Raw genomic sequence first — 19,546 nt, forward strand, 5'->3', positions numbered from 1 at the left:
TACAGGTATGGTGACCGCATGACGACTGACCAGATTATTCTATTTTCCCTTTTCGCCATTGTGTTTGGGATGTTGCTTTGGGGGAAGTTCCGATACGACCTCGTGGCCTTCACCGCGCTTTTGATCGGAGTTACGCTGGGTGTTGTACCAGTAGATGACGCTTTTGCCGGGTTCGGGCATCCTGCCACTATAATTGTCGCTCTGGTTTTGGTTGTCTCAGCGGGGCTTGTCCGATCTGGAGCTGTCTTTCTGATTACGCGCACGCTGGTCGATGCCTCGCGCGGGCTTGGTGCGCATATCGCCCTTATGGGCGGAATCGGCGCGGTTCTCTCGGCCTTTATGAACAACGTGGCCGCGCTGGCGCTTTTGATGCCGGTTGATATTCAAACCGCGCGCAAAGCGGGGCGTTCGGTCGGGCTGACGCTGATGCCGCTGAGCTTTGCCACCATTCTTGGCGGTATGGCTACGTTGATCGGAACGCCACCCAATATCATCATTGCTTCGATCCGGGCAGAAACCCTGGGCGAACCATTTCGCATGTTCGACTTCGCCCCGGTTGGCGGTCTGGCCGCCATTGCTGGTCTTACATTCGTCGCACTGGTCGGCTGGCGGTTGATCCCCAATCGGGGAACTCAGGAAGAGGCCTCGGAAACCCTAGCCGAGTACATCGCGGAATTGACCGTCCCGCCCGAATCCTCGCAGATCGGAAAACGTGTCAGCGAGCTTTACGAAGCCGCCGAGAAATCCGACGTGGCCATCATCGGCTTGATCCGGGACGGCAAGCGGCGATACGGCCGGTCGGCCCACGCAACGCTTAAACAGGGCGACGCGCTGGTTCTTGAAGCGCGCCCTGAGGCGCTGGACGAATTCCGCACAGCGCTGAACCTCGATTTCTCGGATACCCGTCGACAGGAATTGCTGACCGCCGAAGGGGACGGCCTGGAAGTGGTTGAAGTTGTCGTGCCATTGAACGCGCGCGCCACTGGCCGCACCGCGCAGGGCCTGGGACTGGCCTGGCGTCAGAGCACCGTTCTCATGGGGATTTCACGTCAGGGCCGCCGCATAACGGAGCAGGTACGCAAAACTGAGATTGAAGCAGGCGACATATTGCTGTTGCTCTGCCCACGCGACCGCAGCGCTGATGTGACCGAGTGGCTGGGCTGCTTGCCACTGGCCGAACGCGGCTTGAATGTCACCGCCAACGAAAAGGCGTGGCTGGCCATTGGTCTGTTTGCCGCCGCCGTCCTGGCGGCCAGTGTCGGGTTGATCTACCTGCCTATCGCTTTGGGGCTAGTCGTCGTCGCCTACGTGCTGACCAAGATCATGCCGATTGCCGATATCTATAATCATATCGAATGGCCTGTTGTCGTGCTGCTGGGTTCGATGATCCCGCTAGGCAGCGCATTGGAGACATCCGGCGGTACGGAACTTATTGCCAACGCGTTGATACAATTGACCAATGGGTTGCCTGCCTGGGCCATTCTGACTGTACTTATGGTGGTCACCATGACCCTATCGGACGTGCTGAACAATACGGCCACCGCCATTGTTGCGGCTCCGGTCGGCATCCAGATGGCCCGCACGCTTGAGGTTTCACCCGACCCGTTCCTGATGACGGTTGCCGTTGCTGCCTCAGCCGCGTTCCTGACGCCGATCGGGCATAAGAACAATACGCTGGTGCTGGGGCCCGGAGGGTATCAGTTTAGCGATTATTGGCGCATGGGGTTGCCGCTGGAAATCCTGATCATCGCCGTTTCCATTCCCGCCATCCTTGTCTTCTGGCCTCTTTGACGGATAAGAGCCATTCATGAAACGATTTCTGATCCTGCAACTACGCCCGGAAACCGATGCTTCGGATGCCGAATATGCCTCGATCCTGGACAAAACCGGGCTGAAACACGAGCAAACCCATCGCATTCGTCTGGATTGCGAGGACTTGCCTGCGGATCTGGATGTCACGGACTATGCCGGGGTGATCGTCGGCGGTGGACCGGGATGCGTCAGTGACGATCCAGCAACCAAATCGGAAACCGATGCACGTACCGAGGCGGCCATCATGGGATTGATGCCGCAGGTCATCGCACAGGATCATCCGTTTATGGGGTGCTGCTATGGGCTGGGCATATTGGCTGCCCATCTTGGCGGTGAGGTCAGCAAAGAAAGATATGGCGAACCGGTAGGACCTTCGACTTGCCACCTGACCGAAGACGGGGCGCAAGACCCGCTGACGTCGGGACTGACCGGAACATTCGACGCCTTCGTGGGTCACAAAGAGGCCGTGCAGGCGCTGCCCGACGGATGCGTTCATCTACTGGCCTCGGAACCGTGTCCGTTTCAGATGATCCGCTGGGGACAGAACGTTTACGCCACGCAGTTTCACCCGGAAGCCGACGCGCGTGATTTCGAACAGCGCATCAACATCTACAAGAACCACGGTTATTTCCCGCCCGAGGACGCCCAGCGCCTGATCGATATCTGCCATGCTGCGGATGTTACACAACCGGCCGAAATCCTCCGCAGGTTCGCGGAACGCTACGGATGACCTAACGGCGTTATTGCCTGATCCGCAACCGCTCGCTTAGGGTGGCCCGAACGGCTTTGGGAGGAGTTGTTCTTGGATCTTCTAATAAATGTCGGCCTGCCACTGTCGCTGGCCATTATCATGCTTTCTCTGGGCGTCGGGCTAGAGGTCGCAGATTTCCGCCGCGTCTTTAGCCGACGCTATCCATTTGCCATCGGCGCGTTGTGTCAGGTTGTACTGCTGCCGGTCGCGGCTTTTGTCACGGTCACACTTTTTGCGTTGCCACCCGAGATCGCCGTCGGCTTCATGATCCTCAGCTTTTGTCCCGGCGGCGTGACCAGCAACATCCTGTCGAAACTGGCAAAGGGTGATGTTGCCCTGTCGGTCAGCCTGACTGCCGTCATAAGCCTGCTGTCGATGGTGACCGTGCCCTTTCTTGCCGCTTGGTCAGTGAACTATTTCATGGGCGATGCCGCACCCGAGGTTTCCATTACGGGATTGGCCATTGCGATGTTCCTGATCACTACGTTGCCCGTGGCGCTTGGCGTCACACTGCGCAGCTTTGCAACTGACTTTGCGAAGCGGCTTGAGCCTGTGTTGTCCAAGATTGCAACTGTCCTGTTCATGCTGATCGTTTTGGCGGCGCTGGCTGGTAACTGGCAGCTTTTTGTCGATAACCTTGGAGTTATGGGCGCGGGTTTGATCTCATTGAACATCGCATTGTTGCTGATCGGCTTGGGGCTGGCGCGCGCAGCAAACCTGACGTGGGACGAAAGCAAGACGGTCTCCATCGAAACCGGAATACAAAACTCGACACTTGGGATTACACTGGCTGCATTGATCACGGCGACGGAAAGCGGGTTCAGCCCGTTGGCCCTGCCCTCGGCTGTGTACGGAATAACGATGTATGTTGTGGCCTTGCCCTTCATCCTTTGGTTCCGCAGCCGCTGAAAGGACAAGACATGACGAATAACTCTGCCGATGCCATCGTCGTGGGGGCTGGGCTGGCCGGGCTGGCCGCCGCAGCTGAACTGGGTGACCGGGGCAAAAAGGTGATCGTGGTTGATCAAGAACCCGCGCATTTCCTGGGCGGTCAGGCGTTCTGGAGCCTTGGTGGGCTCTTTATGGTCGACACGCCAGAACAGCGGCGTATGGGAATCAAAGACAGCTATGATCTGGCACTGCGCGACTGGATGGGCAGCGCGCAGTTCGACCGCGACGAGGACGCATGGCCTCGCAAATGGGCCGAGGCTTATGTGGAATTTGCCGCCGGCGAGATGCGCCCTTGGCTGCATGATATGGGCTTGCGCTGGTTCCCAATTGTAGGTTGGGCCGAGCGCGGTGGATCGTATGCGGACGGACACGGAAACTCTGTGCCCCGCTTTCATATCACTTGGGGAACAGGTCCGGGCGTTCTGGAACATTTCAAACGCCGCGTTCGCGAACATGTCAGCAACGGATTGATCGAGCTGAAATTCCGCCATCAGGTCAGCCACATCATCATGCAGAATGGCGCGGCTAAGGGAGTTTCGGGCGAGGTTCTGGCCGACGACACTGCACCCCACGGCACCAAGACCAACCGCGATGAAGTCGGAGAGTTCGAGTTTTACGCCCCTGCCGTCATAGTCACCTCTGGAGGTATCGGAGGCAACTTTGAAATGGTGCGCAAAAACTGGCCACGCGATCGTCTGGGCGAGCCGCCAAAAGACATGGTCGCTGGCGTGCCATTCCACGTCGATGGACGCATGATCGGTATCAGCGAAAAGGCCGGCGGTCATGTCATCAACGGCGACCGGATGTGGCATTATACCGAGGGCGTTCGTAACTGGAATCCGATCTGGCCATCGCACGGCATTCGCATTCTGCCCGGCCCAAGCTCGATGTGGTTCGACGCCGAAGGCAACCGGTTGAAACCGCCATGCCTGCCGGGTTTTGATACGCTGGGGACGTTGAAGGAAATCCTGAAGACCGGCCATGAATACAGCTGGTTCGTTCTGACCCAGAAGGTGATCAAAAAGGAATTCGCCCTATCCGGGTCCGAACAGAACCCCGACATGACCGACGGCGGTTGGAAAGAGGTTCTGTTCCAACGTATCCTGACAGGCTCCAAGGCCACTGCGCCGGTTGAAGCGTTCAAGGAACATGGCGAGGACTTCATTGTCGCCAACACCCTCACCGAACTGGTGAACGGCATGAACCATCTGGGTGGCGGACTGATTGATGAGGCGCACCTGCGCGCTCAGATCGAGGCACGCGATTCCCAGATCGACAACCCGTTCACCAAGGATGCGCAGATGGCCGCCATTCTGGCCGCGCGAAATTATCGTGGCGACAAATTGATCCGGACTGCCAAGCCACACAAGTTCCTCGACCCGGCCAATGGCCCGCTGATTGCAGTTAAACTGCACGTGCTGACACGCAAAACGCTGGGTGGGCTGCAGACCAATTTGGATAGCCAAATGGTTGGCGAAGACGGTCAGGTCATTCCTGGCCTGTTCGCAGCCGGAGAGGTCGCGGGTTTCGGCGGCGGTGGCTATCACGGCTACAACGCGCTTGAAGGTTCGTTCCTGGGCGGCTGCATCTTCTCGGGCCGCAATGCAGGGCGGTCAAGGGCCGTCGCGTGACGCCCCTTTAAGCTCTACTGTTCCCGGGCAAACTGCACGACGGATTGCCCGGCGCTGTCCAACAACACCAGCGTATCCCCTTTGAAGGCATAGGCCGTAACGCCCTGCAATGCCTTGAAGAACTGCCGCTCCACCTCATCCAGAGGCGGTGGGCAGGCCATTAAAGTTGCCGCCATGTTGTCCGGGAATTCGATAGTGTTGCCCGCGATCTGCGCCTGGCCGGAAAACCGGTTGCATCCACCGCTGCCAGAAAACGCACCATCATTTGCGAATGAAAGCGCCGGGCGCCTTTCAGTTTCAAGTGCTGCGCCATTCAGGCCGGTTGCGGTCCAATTGGTGTTTTCCAGCATTTCTGCCCCCGGCGGTTGCACTTTGACAAGCATCAGATCAGTCGCGTTCCCGGCCCCATTCGTCAAAACCGGATAAGCGGTATCGGTTGTGAACAACAGCTTGTCGCCCTGGAAAATCGATCCCCGCACCACATAACGCATCCCTTCTTGAATTAGGGCGTCGTCATAGATCAACTCGAATTGCGCCGGCACTCCGGTCAAAGCGTATCGCTTGGCAGACAGGGTCACCGACGGTGCGTCCGCGCGCGAGACGTCCTGCAATTGAACATATAATGTGGCATCTGGTGGAACGGCGATGCGTTCGCGATATGCGGCTGTACCTTCTATCGTTCCGCCAATGGCCGCGCTGCTCAGCATGGCTGATGTGGCCGCAACCGTAAGCGCAGTGTATCCGGTCTTGAGCATTGATGTGCTCCTTTTCGCAAAATCACGTATTCAAAACATTGTATGAGGTTTTGATTTTACAAGGACTTCGCCGGAAAACCAGCGGTTCTGCGCCGAAGTCAAAGTGGCCAGATCAATGGGATCAGCAGCGAAGCCAGCAGCCCCACAGTCAGGTTGAGCGGCACGCCAACTTTCAGAAAATCTGTGAACCTGTATCCACCGGGACCGTAAACCATCATATTTGTCTGATATCCGATCGGGGTCGCGAATGAGGCCGAAGCCGCCACCATGACCGCCACCACCAGAGGACGCGGGTCGATCCCCACCGCCTGTGCCAACCCGATAGCAATCGGCGTCACCACAACCGCCACAGCGTTATTCGACACAAGTTCTGTCAGCACGGAGGTCAGCAGATAGACCGCCCAGATAATCAAGAATGGCGGCAAGGCGCCAAGACCCGGCGCCACGGCCTCGACAATCAAGGACACTGCACCGGATTTATCTAACGCTGCGCCTATGGCCAGCATTGCAAAGATCAGGGCCAGCAGTCGTCCTTCGACAAATGAAAACGCCTCATCCGCGTCGATGCAGCGGGTGATCAAAACAACAGCAACAGCCAGAATGGACAACAGCAGGATCGGCGCGACACCCAGTGCGGCCAGCACAACGATCCCCACTAGCGACCCAATGGCAATCGGCGCATGGCTGCGGCGGAACGCGCGGGCCGAAGGTTGGGTCACATCGACCATATCCATGTCAGCCGCCAGCTTCTGAATATCGGCCGGCGAGCCCTCCAGCAGCAGCGTGTCACCGACCCGAACGACCAGATCATCCAACTGACGACCGATATTCTGGTTCCGCCGATGCACCGCCAGAACGTAAACGCCGTAACGACGACGTAGACGCATCGTGCCCAATGTTCGCCCGACCATGCGGCAGCCGGGGGTAATCAGCACTTCGACCGTTTTGGTTTCGACCGCCGAGACCTGGTCGACGCGCTTAAGCTCCTTGTTGGTCTGCAAGCTCAGCAATTCCGTCATCTCGGTTCGAAGAACCACACGGTCGCCGACTTTCAAGGCGACGCCTTTGAGGTTGCGACGCAGCGACTCGTCGCCGCGCACGACATCGATCAACCGCACGCCCTGACGCTTGAACAGCTGCACCCCCGTCACTTCGCGCCCGATCAGGTTGCTGTCGGGGGGGATCACGGCCTCAGTAAAGAACTTCATCTTCGACCGGTCGCTGAGCATGGATGCCATGCTGTCGCGATCAGGCAGCAGGCGCGGCGCAACAAAGCGCAGGTAGAACATGCCGTAAATCACTAGCGCAATGCCCAGCGGCGTTACCTCGAAGATCGTAAACGGGGTCATCCCCTGCGCCCGCGAAACACCATCCACCAACAAGTTGGTCGAGGTCCCGATGAGGGTCAGTGTACCGCCAAGAATAGCTGCATAGCTAAGCGGGATAAGCAGTTTCGACGCCTGCACATTCAGTGTGCGCGCGATCTGAATGAACACAGGGATCATGACGACCACAACCGGTGTATTTGAAACCACCGCCGAGGCCAAAACGACAAAGGCCATCAACGTCGCGATAGCCGCCTTGGGATTCACCTGTGCCTGTTTCTGTGCAATCGAAGTGAAGGCGTCCAATGCTCCGGTACGTACCAAGGCCCCCATGATGATAAACATCGCCGCAATCGTCCATGGCGCAGGGTTTGACAGGACAGCCAGGGCACTTTGATAGGGTAAAATGCCGGTCACCAACATCACGGCGACACCACCGATAGCGACAACTTCAGTCGGATAAACCTCGCGCAGGAACATGATGAACATGCCTGCAACGACCAACAGCGCCAATATCGCGCTTCCCATTTCTGTCAGCTGAAGGAATTGCATTCTTGGTATTCTGTCCGAACCCTGGCCTGGCTTACGCGCCCGTCAGGCAGTTTCACGCATTGCGCGCGACAGAGCAAGCCTGACGTGCCCTTATTGCGGTCCGGCCTGCTGCAAACGTCCGCCAACGCGTACCATTTGAACAGATTTAGCCTGCCCGTCGCGATCATCGGTTTCAACAAACACACCGCTTAGCGTGGCCTCGCCATTGGCCGGAGTGAACCGGGCCTTTGGCATACCAGTGATAAAGCGGCGCATCGGCTCCAGCTTGTCCATCCCAATGACCGAGTCATAGTCACCGCACATGCCCGCATCCGTCAGATAGGCCGTACCACCTGGCAGTACCTGTGCATCCGCGGTCGGTACGTGCGTGTGCGTGCCCACCACAAGGCTGGCGCGTTTGTCGCAATAGTGCCCCATGGCCATTTTTTCGGACGTCGCTTCACAGTGCATATCAACGATGATCGCCTGCGCCTGCCCACCACGCGGGTGCGATTTCAGGATTGGTTCAATAGCCGAGAACGGATCATCAAAGGGGCGTTTCATGAAGACTTGGCCCAAAACCTGAACAACCAGAACCTTGCGTCCGCCCGGCGCGGTGTACAACCGATGACCCCTGCCCGGCGCGCCCTTGGCAAAGTTCACCGGGCGCACAATACGGGGTTCACTTTCGATGAATTGCAGCATGTCTTTCTGGTCGAACGCGTGGTCGCCAAGCGTCAGGCAATCGGCCCCGGCATCCAGCAACAGCTTTGCGTGATCCCCGGTCAGACCCATCCCGTTCGAGGCGTTTTCGCCATTCACCACGACAAAATCCAGGCGCCATTCGTCGCGCAAGCGCGGTAAATGTTGCTGAATGGCCGCGCGCCCGGCGCGGCCCATGACGTCACCCAGAAAAAGTATTCTCATCCTTAACGTCCTAAGTGTGGTATCCGACAAGCACAAGTGGTTAAGCTGCCGCCACGCATTGTGAAAACGCCTTGGACAGGAGACGTTAATGACCCGTTACATTATTCCCGCAGCCCTGCTTGCGCCTCTCGCCGCCTGCGAGCAGGCCCCGGATCAGCCAGTTGGACTTGCCAACCCGGCCGCGACCTTCTGCATAGAGCAGGGCGGACAATATGAAATACAAGATGGTGAGAATGGTCAGACCGGGATTTGCACATTGCCCGATGGGTCGAAAAAGGATGCTTGGGAATACTTCCGTGCCGAAAACATGGGTTAGGCTTCGAAAGTCAGAACGCGACTTTCGGTGATAACCATATCCAGCGGCTGATCCGTGGGTTCCAGCGGAAGCCCTTCGGCTTCTTGCGCGTCAAAGGCAAACCCGATGGCCAAAGTGGGTCGCTTGGCGCGCAACCCTTCAAGCGTGCGGTCATAAAAACCTCCACCATAACCCAGCCGGCCACCCTGCGCGTCAAAGGCCACCAGCGGCACGATCAGGATCTCGGGGTCGAAATAATCTTCAACCTCAGGCACTTTGGCCCCGAAAGGGCCGTCTTTCAGTACGCCCTCGGGTGTCCAGCGCGAAAACCGTAGCGGCTGCCCGGCTGCCTGAATGACCGGCACACCAACCGCGCCATAAGCGGACGCCTCGGCCATGGCCGGCAGCGGGTCGATTTCAGTGCGGATCGGCATATACCCCGACGTAGGTACGCCGCGATGGCCCGCCAGCACTTCAGACAATCGCCCGGCTGCTCCCGGTAAACGCACATCGAACGCCACCTTGCGGCGCGCAAAAGCCGCCTTGCGCGCGGCAGCCTTGATTTCAGTCAGATCGGTCACAGAAGCACCACGCTTGCAAGCCCAAGAAAGATGAAGAACCCCATGACATCCGTTGTGGTCGTCACAAAAGTTCCCGACGCCAGCGCCGGGTCAACACCAAGACGGTCCAGCACAACCGGTACTACCGTACCTGCGAAGCCAGCGATCACCATATTCACGACCAAGGCCGAGCCGATCACGACACCCAGCAAAGGTGAATCAAACCACATCATACCGACAGTGCCCAGAACGATCGCAAAACACAGACCGTTGAGCATACCCACAAGCAACTCTCGTCGGATCACGCGCATGACGTTCGCATTGGTCAGGTCGCGAGTCGCCAGCGCCCGCACGGCAACCGTCAGCGACTGCGTACCGGCGTTGCCCCCCATCGATGCCACGATCGGCATCAGGATGGCCAATGCAACCAGCTGATCAATCGCGGCTTCAAACTGGGAAATCACCAGCGAGGCACAGATCGCCGTGCACAGGTTCACCGCAAGCCAGGGTAGACGACGCTTGCTGGTGGCGGCGACACTATCGGACAGAGAGCTCTCTTCACCCACACCAGCCAGACGCAGGATGTCCTCTTCGTGTTCTTCATCCAGAACGACCATCGCATCGTCGATGGTGATCACACCAACCAGACGCCCATCGGCATCGACCACAGGCGCAGAAATCAGGTGGTACTGGTTAAAAGCATAAGCGACATCCTCTTCATCCTGATCGACCGGGATCGTATGGAATTCCTCTTCGGCGATATCTTGAAGCGTCACCTCGCGACGCGTCGCCATCAGCTTGCCCAGTGTGACTTGAGCCACCGGCTTGAGCCGTGGATCCACCAGAACCACATGATAGAACTGCTCCGGCAGGTCATCATTGGCGCGCATGAAGTCGATGGCCTGCCCCACCGTCCAATGATCGGGCGCCATGACAACTTCGCGCTGCATAAGGCGACCGGCCGAATTTTCGGGGTAGGACAAAGCCTGTTCCGCGGCGTGACGCTCGGGTTCTTCCAGGGCATCAAGGATGGCCTCTTGCTGCGGTTCTTCGAGGTCCTCCAGCAGGTCGACAACATCGTCGCTTTCCATGTCCCGCACGGCTTCGGCCAAAACGTCGGGGCGCAGGATACCAATCACCTCTTCGCGCAGCGCTTCGTCCAGTTCGGAGAGGATGTCGCCGTCGAACTCTTTGTCGTACAGACGGATCAGGTGAACGCGCTCATGGGGGCTGATCTGCTCCAGAAGGTCAGCGATGTCTGCCGCATGGAGAGGATCCATAAGCTCGATCAGCTTATCGCGATCGTCTACCTCGACCGCATACAAGATGTCCGCCACAGTCTTGCGGTCCAGCGCATAAACGTCGTCGTCACTCGTGGACTCGGTTACGGGTTCATCAAAGCCTGTGGTCATGTTGCCCCCGTGTGTTCGCGCATTGACCCCTAATTAGAAGAAGCAGCTACCGGAAAACAATGACAATGCGCCGATTTACCGGCAAGTTTCGTCCCCTTATGCTGTTTCGTAGTCCCACACAGGCGGAGATAAACAGAAATGGCGCATAAAACGCTGCTGAAAGGGCGTGTCCTGAGCTTCAACGGATCACCATTCGAAGGTGAACCGACAGAGGCCGTGACCATCAGCGAAGCGGTCCTGATCGAAGACGGCCGCATTTCTGCAGTTGGCGATGCCGAAAGCCTGCTCGCCGCGCAACCGGAGGCCGAGGTTGTAAACCACGGTCAGCACGTGATCATGGCTGGCTTTGTGGATGCGCATGTCCACTACCCGCAGACCGCCATGATTGCCAGTTGGGGAAAACGCCTGATCGACTGGCTGAACACATATACCTTCCCCGAGGAAATGAAGTTCGGGAATCCCGAATACGCAGCCGAAATCGCCAATCGATATCTCGATCTGACGGCTTCGAACGGCACGACAACGATGTGCAGTTTCTGCACCATCCACCCGGAAAGTGTCGATGCGTTCTTCACGGCCGCACACCAACGCGGGCAACGTGTGGTGGCGGGTAAAACCTGCATGGACCGCAATGCGCCCGAAGGGCTGCGGGACACACCGAAAACGGCCTATGACCAGTCGCAGGCCTTGCTGGAGAAATGGCATGGGGTCGACCGGATCTCATACGCCATCACACCGCGGTTCTCGCCAACGTCAACGCCCGAGCAGCTTGAGGCGATGGGCGCGCTGTGGGCTGAACACCCCCATTGTCTAATGCAAACGCACCTGAGCGAGCAGACAGACGAAATCGCGTGGGTGCGTGAACTGTTTCCCGACGCACGGGACTATCTTGATACCTATGAAAAGTTCGGACTGCTGGGGTCGCATGGCGTTTATGGCCATGTCATCCACCTGGAATCGCGTGAACGCGATCGGCTGCGCGAAGTTGACGCCTCACTGATCCATTGCCCAACCTCGAACACCTTTATCGGATCCGGCCTGTTCGACATGGACGGGTTGATGCGCGAAGGTCACCGGGTTGGACTTGCAACCGATACCGGTGGCGGGTCCAGCTTTTCGATGCTGCACACTATGGCGTCGGCCTATGAAATCGGGCAGCTTCGCGGCTCACCCCTGCACGCGGCACAACTGCTGTGGCTGGGCACGGTCGGCTCGGCCCGCACGCTGAGAATGGATGATCGCATCGGCAACGTGGCGCCGGGAATGGAGGCTGATCTGGTTGTTCTCGACCTAGCGTCTACCCCAGCCATCGCCCAGCGCGAGGCTTGCGCCGATGACCTGTGGGAGGCCATTTTCCCAACCATCATGATGGGCGACGACCGGGCCATTGCCGAAGTATGGATCGCCGGTCGCCGCGTCACGTCCTAGGCTTGCAAAGCGCGAGCCAGCTGGGTCTGCCGTTCGACCACGCGCGGCAGGTCCAACGTCGTGACATGCCCGTCGCGCACAATCTGGCGGCCTTCGACAAACAGGTGCTTCACCTTCATTGGCCCGGCCAGCAGCAATGCGGCCGGGTCCCAACTGCCCGCGCTTTCGATCCCGCGCGTGTCCCATATGGCAATGTCGGCGCGCTTGCCGGGCTCAAGCCGACCGCAATCGGGGCGGTTCAGCACATCTGCACCGCCACGCGTGGCAATCTCCAACGCTTCGCGTGACGACATTGCATCTGCGCCATTGGCAACGCGCTGCAGCAGCATGGCCTGTCGGGCTTCGAGGATCAGACTGCCGTTATCATTGCTGGCCGAACCGTCCGCGCCCAGACCCACCGGAACCTTATGATCACGCATGGCCCGCACCGGTGCGATACCCGATCCCAATCGACAATTGGAGCAAGGACAATGAGCTACACCCGTTTGGGTTCTGGCAAACAGATCAATCTCGGCCCCGTCCAGCTTCACACAATGGGCATGCCAAACGTCTGATCCGGTCCACCCCAAGTCTTCGGCATATTGACCGGGACGGCACCCGAACTGCGCCTGCGAATACGCGATATCCTCGTCATTTTCTGCCAAATGAGTGTGCAGCATCACGCCCTTGTCGCGCGCAAGTATTGCCGTGTCGCGCATCAGATCACGGCTGACCGAAAACGGAGAACACGGCGCTAACCCAACTCGGCACATCGCGCCTTCGGATGGGTCGTGAAACGCGTCGACCACACGGATCATGTCGTCAAGGATCGCCGATTCGACCTCGACCAAGGTATCTGGCGGCAATCCTCCGTCGCTCTCACCGATACTCATCGCGCCACGGGTCGGATGGAACCGCAGGCCAATTTCAGCGGCAGCGGCAATCGTGTCGTCAAGACGCGCGCCATTGGGATACAGGTATAGGTGATCAGAGCTAAGCGTGCATCCAGATAAAGCCAATTCCGCCAGACCGATCTGAGCCGACACGAACATCTCTTCAGGGCCGAATCTGGACCAGATCGGATAGAGTGTCTGCAACCAACCGAAAAGCAACGCATCTTGCCCCCCTGGCACAGCCCGCGTCAGGGTTTGGTACAAATGGTGGTGGGTGTTCACTAGGCCGGGGGTCACAACACAACCCGCGGCATCGTGGATCTCTCCGTCTGTATGCAGATTGTGGCCGATATGCTTGATCTGACCTCCAGAAATTAAAATGTCCGCGCCCGACAGTTCTTGCCGCGCGTCATCCATCGTCAGTATGGTATCTGCATTTTTGATAAGGATTTCAGTCAATTCGCCCTCCTGCATTAGCCCGTCTCATGCAAGGAGTGCAAAAGCTGGCGGAAAACGGGCACAAGAACCAGCCGCGTAGAACCTACCCGACCGACCAAATCGCGGCAACCAGTTTCAGTAGTTGCGCAGGATTTCCAATGCAGCGGCGTGCAGTTCAGGGTTGGCGGCCGCCAGAGCTCGTCCGCCATCATGGGCCGGAGCGCCCTGCCAGTCGGTCACTATGCCGCCTGCCGCCTCGATCACTGCGATGGGGGCCTGAATGTCATACGCGTTCAGGCCGGATTCGATCACCAAGTCGACCTGCCCTGCCGCCACCAACGCGTAGGCATAACAATCCATGCCATAGCGTGTCAGCCTTGCTTGTTTGGCCACAGCTTCGAACCCAGCGCGATCCTCGGGTGTCCCGACCTCTGGGAATGTGGTGAACACAACCGCCTGATCCAAGGTGGATGTCGAACGTGTTTTTAACTGTGCCAGTCCGGTTGGGCCGCTGACCTGCGCGACATCCGCCGAACCCACAAACCTTTCGCCGATATAGGGCTGGTCAATGACCCCCATGATCGGGCCATCAGACGTGCTGAGGGCAATCAGAACGCCCCAGGTAGGAGTCCCGCTGATAAACCCCCGCGTGCCGTCGATGGGATCCAGTACCCAGGTCCGGCCGCTGGAGCCGTCTTCGCGACCAAACTCCTCGCCGAATATGCCGTCTTCAGGCCGATGTTGCGCCAGAACTTTACGCATCGCCTTTTCCGCGTCGCGGTCGGCAATGGTGACAGGGTCAAACCCATCAGCGAGTTTGTTCTTGGTGTCCAGATTAGTTTGCCTGAAATACGGAAGAATGGCCGCACGTGCTGCGTCGGCCATTTCTTCGGCAACTTCCAGATCGCTTAGAGAGGTCTCTTGCATGCGTAACCCGTGGGGTGAGCGCGGTGCCGAGTCAACCCACTAATTTATGCGACGTCGCTGAGAACCCGAGCCAGTTCGAACAGGCGGCGGCGCTGGTTTTCGGGAATCGCATAGTAAGACCGCACGAGGTCCAGTGCTTCCTTGTCCCCCATCAGGTCCGCAGGAACCGACTTTTTGCCTGAGGTTTCTTTTTCGGCCTCTTCCAGACCTTCAAAGAAAAAGCTGACGGGAACGTCCAATGCCTCGGCAATGTCCCATAGGCGAGACGCGCTGATCCGGTTGGCCCCAGTTTCATACTTTTGAATTTGTTGAAACTTAATACCAACTTGCTGCGCCAGCTGCTGCTGGGTCATGCCAATCAGCCAGCGGCGATGCCGGACGCGCTTGCCCACATGGACATCGACGTGATGGGTCATTGGTATTCTCCTCTTTTACACACAACTACCTGGGGCGCGCGTTGCTTTTCATCGCAACACTAGCGAGTCGCACTTAACCACTCCCTAATTTGGAACATACCCCCAAAACAGCACCATAGCGCAATATTGACGCATTTGGGTATTTTTTCAAGAAGGTTGAATCTGTTTCGGCCCACAAAGATTTAGGGTTGTGTGTTTTTAACGCTTCGATATTTCCTGCACTCGTTGCCGGGCATCTAAACGCAACGGAAACGACCGGAGAAATGATTGACAAATCCGCGCTGAAGAGAATCTATGCCCAAAAAAGCACGGAGCGCGATCATGCAGGCATTTACGATCCCATCCCACGGAGCGACTGCCCAACTGGCTGATATCGACCTTCCCGAACCCGGCACCGGGCAAGTGCGCATCGCGATCAAGGCCTGCGGACTGAACTTTGCAGACCTGCTGATGCTGAAGGGCACTTATCAGGACACGCCCGAAGCGCCCTTCACGCTGGGTATGGAGGTCGCGGGCGTTATCGACAAGCTGGGGTCAGGCGTCACGCGCCTGAATGTCGGTGACCGCGTGGCCGTGTATTCCGGTCAGGGTGGACTGGCCGAATACGGCGTATTCGATGCGAACCGTGCAATACCCCTACCTGACGCGATCAGCTTTGAAAATGCCGCGGCCATTCAGATCGCATATGGCACTAGCCACATTGCCCTTGATCATCGGGCGCGACTGCAGCCAGGTGAAACCCTTTTAGTTACCGGAGCTGCAGGTGGAGTCGGACTAACAGCCGTTGAAATCGGTAAGTTGATGGGCGCGACGGTGATTGCCCATGCGCGTGGCCAGGAAAAGCTGGAAGTGGCGCGCGCGGCAGGCGCAGACCATCTTATCGACGCATCCGAGGATCTTCGTACTCGCGTCAAGGAACTGGGCGGCGCCGACGTTGTCTATGACGCGATTGGAGGCGACGTCTTCAAGGCCGCCTTCCGCGCAACCAACCCTGAAGGCCGCCTGTTGCCGATCGGATTTGCGGGTGGCGACGTGCCTCAGATTCCGGCCAATCACCTGCTGGTAAAAAACCTTACGGTGATAGGGTTTTACATCGGCGGATATCTGAGATTCCGGCCTCAGATCGTGCAGGACAGCTTTGACACTCTGTTTGGCTGGCTCGCCGAAGGGCGGATCAAACCGCATATCAGCCACATACTTCCTTTGACCGAAGCCGAAAAGGGTATGCAACTACTGCGCGACCGGGTTGCAACAGGGAAAGTGGTGGTGACGCCCTGAAAGGCGCCTACCCCACAACCGCCTTAAGAGGCGCACTGCCCAACATGCGGAAATTCTGACGGACCAAAGCAGCCAGCGCTTCGACAACAGCACCGCGCCCGGCCTCTCCACCGTACAAATTGATTACGTGCGCTGGCAGTTCCGGCAGCGCACCGCCGGTATCAATCTGTTCAAGATGTGCCGGCTCAGTCCCGTCCAACATGGCGTGGACTGCCAGATCCGCGCTGACCGTGGCCTCAATTGTTCGGTCGTTTTCCGTCTCGACCGACAACTCCCAAGAGATACCTTCCGCGTCGAGGGCTGAGATCATCTGTGGTCGGAACGCACATCTCCGCCCAACGGCCAACGGAATCGGACTCTTGCGCCACGCTGACCCGCCCGGTGCTCCAATCCACCGCAATGGCAACTCAGCGACGATCTCAGCTCCATCACTGGCTGATGCCTCTGTGGTCAAAATCAGATCGCATTCTCCGCGTTTGAACATTTCTTTCAATTGAAGCGAATACGACGAAATCAATTGAACCCGAACCCGTGGAAATTCGGCGTTGAAACGTTGCAAAACCCTCGGAATGGCCGGGTAGACGATGTCGTGCGGAACGCCCAGAACAACCTCGCCCTCATAAGCTTGATCAGTGAGTTTCGAAATCACTTCATCATTCAGCGCGATCATGCGCCGGGCGTAGGCCAATAGTTGTTCGCCAGACGCTGTCAACGCAATTGTGCGGCCACTGCGGTCCAATAACTCAAGACCCAGCAACTCTTCCAATCGCTTCAACTGCATAGAAACCGCAGATTGTGTCAGATGCAGAAATCCGGCCGCGCGTGTCACGCCACCCTGGTCGGCAACGGCAACGAAGGATCTGAGCGTGGTGATATCCAGATTTCGCATGTTCACGATTCCTTATGCTTCACTTCAAAAATATTCATTTTCAAAATGTGACATATTGCGCCATATAAATCAAGGAAGCTGATGGAACGATAAGAAACCATCGACAATCAGAGAAAGGACAATAAACATGACCCAAATTGCAATCAAACAGCACTGCAAACCGCAGCGTCGCTTTTTGTTGTCCTCGCTTCAGGATGTCTTCTCTCTTCTGCGCCAGCGTCAAACGCTTGCCAAACTTGATGATCGCGCTCTGGAAGACATCGGCATCACCCGCGAACAAGCCGAAGCCGAGGCTTCGCGATCCATTTGGGATGCGCCTGATTTCTGGCAAAAGTGACTTGAATTCACACCTTTCCTCGATGAATGGCAGCGCGAAACGTCGGGCTGCCATTTTTGTTGCGTGTTTTAGCCAGTTTCCGGCGTTAAACCCTTGAAACGCAGCCCGCACTTGCCGATATTTGCGTGGAACGCGGCCGTTATCATGGCCACGACAAGAAATATGCGAAGGGAGACCCTTAATGGCACAATTTGACACGATCCGGACGGCGACCGGTGCGCGCGCTGCCCAGATTGACGAGGGCCTGCGCGCCCATATGAACAAAGTCTACGGCACCATGTCCGTCGGCATGCTGATTACTTTCATGGCAGCCTGGGCCATTTCCGGCCTTGCCACGACAACCGACCCGTCGGCAGCAGCCGGGCAAATCACCTCGGGCACCTATCTGACGTCGCTGGGCGCCGCGATCTATACCTCGCCTCTGCGCTGGGTGATCATGTTTGCGCCGCTTGCGTTCATCTTTGGCTTTAGCGCCGGCATCAACCGCCTTTCCGCTGCGGCAGCGCAGTTGGTGTTCTACGCTTTTGCGGCCGTCATGGGCTTGTCGATCAGCTGGATTTTCATTGCCTTTACCGGCATGTCGATCATTCAGGTATTCCTGATCACCTCGATCGCCTTCGCAGGGCTGTCCTTGTATGGCTACGTGACCAAAAAAGACCTGTCCGGAATGGGCACATTCCTGATCATGGGTCTGATTGGCCTAATCGTGGCGATGGTTGTGAACATCTTCCTGCAATCACCCGCAATGATGTATGCCATCTCGGTGATCGGCGTTTTGATCTTTGCTGGCCTGACCGCCTATGACACCCAGAAGATCAAAACAACCTACCTGCAAATGGCCCACTCGGGCGACCAGGAATGGTTGGGTAAAGCCGCAATTATGGGCGCGCTGAGCCTGTATCTGGACTTTATCAACATGTTCATGTTCCTGCTGCAATTGTTCGGCAACCGCGAATAAGACAAGCCGGAATTCGGATTGAAAGGCGAGCCCGATTGGCTCGCCTTTTTTATTTGCCTCACTTTATCGTATCATGCCCAGAGTAACGAGCGGGCTTAGGAGCCCAAAAACAAAGAAACCTTCACCGACATGGTGAAGGTTTCTTTACTAGTAACTTGTGGTTGGATTAGCTGCAGTTCAGAGCGATCGCGAATCCCGAGCTACGCGACGAAGATCCCTTGCGGTATACTTCACCCGCTGGCAAGCATCCCGTAAACTGTTCAGTGTTTTGACCAAAGGCAGCGCCGATGTCGTTGTCCACGCGAGTGCTGTTATTTTCCGTCCGAAGCACACCAAACAAGGTTCCGTTCACGCTGACGGTGCTCAGGTACATGTTCATGTCCGAACCGGTCAATACAACTGAGTTGCCATCACTGCGTCCGCCATTGTCGATCGCGACTCGGGCTACTTTCTCCGCTTCGGTCTGATCAGTCACGACCGGTATGGCTGGCAACAAAGCCAACTCGGCCGGAACGTTCGTGGCGACAGGAAGAAACGAGACTGCACCCGGAACATCCGAGAGGGTCCGGGGTTCTCCGTCTATGCCCGTGAAGCCAACGCCCGAGCGGTTATAGGGGTCTTCACATGCCGCTAAGGCGAAAACGGCAATTGTGGATAACAAGATTTTTTTCATGGCGACCAACATTTTGGAACGATTTGCTGAAGCGTATGGTCAAGGTGTCCCAAAAAGCAACCCGCCGCCCTGTCGAATGGCCGTTGCGCTGATGCGCCACTGCAACGGCCAATTCCTGATCCCCGGCAATTCACCCAGCCGCAGGCACAAAGAAAAAGGGTTCCGCATCAGCGAAACCCTTTTGTATTCTGTCCAAGTTGGACGGCAGATTACTTAATCTTGCCTTCCTTGTACTCGACATGTTTCCGAGCGACCGGATCGTATTTACGAACGATCATTTTCTCGGTCATGGTGCGAGCATTTTTCTTGGTCACGTAGAAGTGGCCCGTGCCCGCGGTCGAGTTCAGACGGATCTTGATTGTCGTCGGCTTCGCCATGGT

Annotated in this window: 21 protein-coding genes; 9 read left to right on the plus strand and 12 right to left on the minus strand. The window is 57.4% G+C overall.

Annotated features, from left to right (window positions below):
- Positions 1-18 precede the first annotated feature (18 nt).
- From GOW92_RS05705 to GOW92_RS05720, 4 genes are all read left to right on the plus strand, one after another.
- A complete protein-coding gene (locus tag GOW92_RS05705; protein WP_170558740.1) occupies positions 19-1,791 on the plus strand; it encodes an SLC13 family permease in 1,773 nt (590 codons plus the stop codon).
- Between the two features lie 16 nt (positions 1,792-1,807).
- Positions 1,808-2,542 (plus strand): glutamine amidotransferase, encoded by a 735-nt coding sequence (locus GOW92_RS05710; protein ID WP_170558741.1) that lies wholly within the window; start codon positions 1,808-1,810, stop codon positions 2,540-2,542.
- Between the two features lie 72 nt (positions 2,543-2,614).
- On the plus strand, positions 2,615-3,472 hold the full coding sequence (locus tag GOW92_RS05715) for a bile acid:sodium symporter family protein (protein WP_170558743.1): 858 nt from the start codon (positions 2,615-2,617) through the stop codon (positions 3,470-3,472).
- An 11-nt stretch (positions 3,473-3,483) separates the two neighbouring features.
- On the plus strand, positions 3,484-5,145 hold the full coding sequence (locus GOW92_RS05720; RefSeq protein WP_170558745.1) for an FAD-binding dehydrogenase: 1,662 nt from the start codon (positions 3,484-3,486) through the stop codon (positions 5,143-5,145).
- Between the two features lie 14 nt (positions 5,146-5,159).
- On the opposite strand, the gene GOW92_RS05725 is transcribed toward GOW92_RS05720, so the two are convergent.
- The 3 genes from GOW92_RS05725 to GOW92_RS05735 form a co-directional block, all read right to left on the minus strand.
- The gene (locus GOW92_RS05725; protein ID WP_170558747.1) at positions 5,160-5,900 is read right to left on the minus strand and encodes a YbaY family lipoprotein; all 741 of its coding nucleotides are present in this window, start codon (positions 5,898-5,900) and stop codon (positions 5,160-5,162) included.
- Between the two features lie 98 nt (positions 5,901-5,998).
- Positions 5,999-7,777, minus strand: coding sequence for an SLC13 family permease (locus GOW92_RS05730; RefSeq protein WP_170558749.1), 1,779 nt, complete (start codon positions 7,775-7,777; stop codon positions 5,999-6,001).
- A 90-nt stretch (positions 7,778-7,867) separates the two neighbouring features.
- Complete coding sequence (locus tag GOW92_RS05735) at positions 7,868-8,683, minus strand: TIGR00282 family metallophosphoesterase (protein ID WP_170558751.1); 816 nt, start codon at positions 8,681-8,683, stop codon at positions 7,868-7,870.
- Between the two features lie 88 nt (positions 8,684-8,771).
- On the opposite strand from GOW92_RS05735, the gene GOW92_RS05740 reads away from it, so the two are divergent.
- Entirely contained in the window at positions 8,772-8,999 is a 228-nt protein-coding gene (locus tag GOW92_RS05740; protein WP_170558753.1) for a putative hemolysin, read from the plus strand.
- On the opposite strand, the gene GOW92_RS05745 is transcribed toward GOW92_RS05740, so the two are convergent.
- Together GOW92_RS05745 and mgtE are read right to left on the minus strand one after the other, a co-directional pair.
- The gene (locus GOW92_RS05745; protein WP_170558755.1) at positions 8,996-9,559 is read right to left on the minus strand and encodes a 5-formyltetrahydrofolate cyclo-ligase; all 564 of its coding nucleotides are present in this window, start codon (positions 9,557-9,559) and stop codon (positions 8,996-8,998) included. The two genes, GOW92_RS05740 and GOW92_RS05745, sit on opposite strands and share 4 nt — an antisense overlap.
- Positions 9,556-10,950, minus strand: coding sequence for a magnesium transporter (gene mgtE, locus GOW92_RS05750; RefSeq protein WP_170558757.1), 1,395 nt, complete (start codon positions 10,948-10,950; stop codon positions 9,556-9,558). Before mgtE ends, GOW92_RS05745 begins: the two co-directional genes overlap by 4 nt.
- 138 nt (positions 10,951-11,088) lie before the next feature.
- Between mgtE and guaD the strand changes: the two genes are divergently transcribed.
- On the plus strand, positions 11,089-12,378 hold the full coding sequence (guaD, locus tag GOW92_RS05755) for a guanine deaminase (RefSeq protein WP_170558759.1): 1,290 nt from the start codon (positions 11,089-11,091) through the stop codon (positions 12,376-12,378).
- Here guaD and GOW92_RS05760 read toward each other — a convergent pair.
- The 3 genes from GOW92_RS05760 to GOW92_RS05770 all read right to left on the minus strand — a co-directional run bounded on the left by GOW92_RS05760 (position 12,375) and on the right by GOW92_RS05770 (position 15,031).
- The gene (locus tag GOW92_RS05760) at positions 12,375-13,709 is read right to left on the minus strand and encodes an 8-oxoguanine deaminase (RefSeq protein WP_170558761.1); all 1,335 of its coding nucleotides are present in this window, start codon (positions 13,707-13,709) and stop codon (positions 12,375-12,377) included. The two genes, guaD and GOW92_RS05760, sit on opposite strands and share 4 nt — an antisense overlap.
- Positions 13,710-13,823: 114 nt before the next feature.
- Positions 13,824-14,615 carry a histidinol-phosphatase gene (gene hisN / locus GOW92_RS05765; protein ID WP_170558763.1) on the minus strand — a complete coding sequence of 264 codons (792 nt, stop codon included), beginning with the start codon at positions 14,613-14,615 and terminating at the stop codon, positions 13,824-13,826.
- 44 nt (positions 14,616-14,659) lie between these two features.
- Positions 14,660-15,031 carry a helix-turn-helix domain-containing protein gene (locus GOW92_RS05770; protein WP_058275630.1) on the minus strand — a complete coding sequence of 124 codons (372 nt, stop codon included), beginning with the start codon at positions 15,029-15,031 and terminating at the stop codon, positions 14,660-14,662.
- A gap of 321 nt (positions 15,032-15,352) precedes the next feature.
- Between GOW92_RS05770 and GOW92_RS05775 the strand changes: the two genes are divergently transcribed.
- Positions 15,353-16,309: an NADPH:quinone oxidoreductase family protein gene (locus tag GOW92_RS05775; RefSeq protein WP_170559376.1), complete on the plus strand. Its 957-nt coding sequence runs from the start codon at positions 15,353-15,355 to the stop codon at positions 16,307-16,309.
- A 7-nt stretch (positions 16,310-16,316) separates the two neighbouring features.
- On the opposite strand, the gene GOW92_RS05780 is transcribed toward GOW92_RS05775, so the two are convergent.
- Both GOW92_RS05780 and GOW92_RS25460 read right to left on the minus strand, forming a co-directional pair.
- Positions 16,317-17,198 carry a LysR family transcriptional regulator gene (locus GOW92_RS05780; protein ID WP_170558765.1) on the minus strand — a complete coding sequence of 294 codons (882 nt, stop codon included), beginning with the start codon at positions 17,196-17,198 and terminating at the stop codon, positions 16,317-16,319.
- A gap of 40 nt (positions 17,199-17,238) precedes the next feature.
- Positions 17,239-17,589: a hypothetical protein gene (locus GOW92_RS25460; RefSeq protein ID WP_438826302.1), complete on the minus strand. Its 351-nt coding sequence runs from the start codon at positions 17,587-17,589 to the stop codon at positions 17,239-17,241.
- A 127-nt stretch (positions 17,590-17,716) separates the two neighbouring features.
- Between GOW92_RS25460 and GOW92_RS05790 the strand changes: the two genes are divergently transcribed.
- Positions 17,717-18,493 carry a Bax inhibitor-1/YccA family protein gene (locus GOW92_RS05790; RefSeq protein ID WP_170558767.1) on the plus strand — a complete coding sequence of 259 codons (777 nt, stop codon included), beginning with the start codon at positions 17,717-17,719 and terminating at the stop codon, positions 18,491-18,493.
- 166 nt (positions 18,494-18,659) lie between these two features.
- Here GOW92_RS05790 and GOW92_RS05795 read toward each other — a convergent pair whose 3' ends face one another.
- Complete coding sequence (locus tag GOW92_RS05795) at positions 18,660-19,166, minus strand: hypothetical protein (protein WP_170558769.1); 507 nt, start codon at positions 19,164-19,166, stop codon at positions 18,660-18,662.
- On the opposite strand from GOW92_RS05795, the gene GOW92_RS05800 reads away from it, so the two are divergent.
- Positions 19,165-19,383: a hypothetical protein gene (locus GOW92_RS05800; protein WP_170558771.1), complete on the plus strand. Its 219-nt coding sequence runs from the start codon at positions 19,165-19,167 to the stop codon at positions 19,381-19,383. The genes GOW92_RS05795 and GOW92_RS05800 overlap by 2 nt on opposite strands.
- Here the strand turns inward: GOW92_RS05800 and rpmG are convergent.
- Positions 19,376-19,543 (minus strand): 50S ribosomal protein L33, encoded by a 168-nt coding sequence (gene rpmG / locus GOW92_RS05805; protein WP_058275626.1) that lies wholly within the window; start codon positions 19,541-19,543, stop codon positions 19,376-19,378. The two genes, GOW92_RS05800 and rpmG, sit on opposite strands and share 8 nt — an antisense overlap.
- Positions 19,544-19,546 lie beyond the last annotated feature (3 nt).

Source organism: Ruegeria atlantica (assembly GCF_013032505.1).
Lineage (GTDB): Bacteria > Pseudomonadota > Alphaproteobacteria > Rhodobacterales > Rhodobacteraceae > Ruegeria > Ruegeria atlantica_F.